The organism is Streptomyces sp. NPDC030840 (assembly GCF_055572015.1).
In genome coordinates this window covers 1-1,379 of record NZ_JBVIEE010000054.1, presented here as the reverse complement: position 1 = coordinate 1,379, position 1,379 = coordinate 1, and the positions used below count along the sequence as shown (strand labels likewise).

The following is a 1,379-nucleotide window of genomic DNA, read 5'->3' as shown; positions in this document are numbered from 1 at the left end:
GGGACTGTAAATCGTTCGGTGTAACTCCCGATCATGGAAGATGCATCGATGACCAGTGAGAACGTGTCCGAGTCCGAGGCTGCCGGGCCCACGAAGGCTGTGTCGGCGAAGGCCGTGGATGACCAGTTGATCGACGAGCTGGTGGGCCGGGCCCAGGCCGAGGGCCTGCAGCTGACCGGTGAGGGCGGATTGCTCCAGCAGCTGACCAAGCGGCTGCTGGAGTCCGCCCTGGAGGGCGAGATCACCGACCACCTTGGCTATGACAAGCACGATCCGGCGGGCAAGGACGGTGGCAACTCCCGCAACGGCAAACGCTCCAAGACCGTGCTGACCGACGTGGGACCGGTGGAGATAGCTGTGCCCCGGGACCGGGACGGCTCCTTCGAGCCGAAGATCGTCAAGAAGCGGCAGAAGCGCCTGACCGGCGTCGACGAGATGGTCATCTCGCTGGCCGCGAAGGGCCTGACCACCGGTGAGGTCCAGGCCCATCTCGCGGAGGTCTATGGGGCCGAGGTCTCCCGGCAGACCATCTCCACCATCACCGACAAGGTCCTGGACGGCATGGCCGAGTGGCAGAACCGGCCTCTTGACGTCGTTTACCCAGTAGTCTTCATCGACGCCATCCACGTGAAGATCCGCGACGGTGCTGTCGCCAACCGACCGATCTACGTGGCCTTGGCCGTCACCACCGAGGGTCGGCGGGAGATTCTCGGGCTCTGGGCCGGCGACGGCGGCGAGGGAGCCAAGCACTGGCTGCACATCCTCACCGAGATCAAGAATCGCGGCGTCAATGACGTGCTGATGCTGGTCTGCGACGGGCTCAAGGGCCTGCCCGAGGCGGTGGAGACGGTCTGGCCGAGGACGATCGTGCAGACCTGCGTGGTGCACCTGCTGCGGAACTCTTTCCGGTATGCCGCCCGCCAGGACTGGGACAAGATGGCCAAGGTTCTCAAGCCCGTCTACACCGCCCCGACCGAGGAGGCCGCCCTGGAGCGGTTCGCCGAGTTCGTCGACGCCTGGGGCAGGAAGTATCCGGCGATCGTCAAACTGTGGGAGAACGCCTGGGACGAGTTCACCCCATTCCTGCGATTCGACGCCGAGATCCGCCGCATCGTCTGCACCACCAACGCGATCGAGTCGGTCAACGCGCGGATCCGGCGAGCGGTCAAATCCCGCGGACACTTCCCAAACGAGCAGGCCGCGTTGAAGTGCGTCTACATGGCCATCATGTCGCTCGACCCCACCGGCAAGGGCCAGGCCCGCTGGACCATGCGCTGGAAGACCGCGCTGAACGCCTTCGATATCACCTTCGACGGCCGGCTCTCAGCGGCCCGCCAATAACCCAACCACCCTGGTTACACCGTTCGTTTGACAGACCC

1 protein-coding gene is annotated in these 1,379 nt (G+C 65.0%); it reads left to right on the top strand.

Annotation, left to right across the window (positions count from 1 at the left end; all coding sequences use genetic code 11):
• Nucleotides 1-48 precede the first annotated feature (48 nt).
• Nucleotides 49-1,341 carry an IS256 family transposase gene (locus ACZ49J_RS45395; protein ID WP_467457747.1) on the top strand — a complete coding sequence of 431 codons (1,293 nt, stop codon included), beginning with the start codon at nucleotides 49-51 and terminating at the stop codon, nucleotides 1,339-1,341.
• Nucleotides 1,342-1,379 lie beyond the last annotated feature (38 nt).

Coding starts and splice junctions, on each gene's coding strand:
- ACZ49J_RS45395 (WP_467457747.1), top strand. CDS start 49: ATGACCAGTGAGAACGTGTCCGAGTCCGAGGCTGCCGGGCCCACGAAG.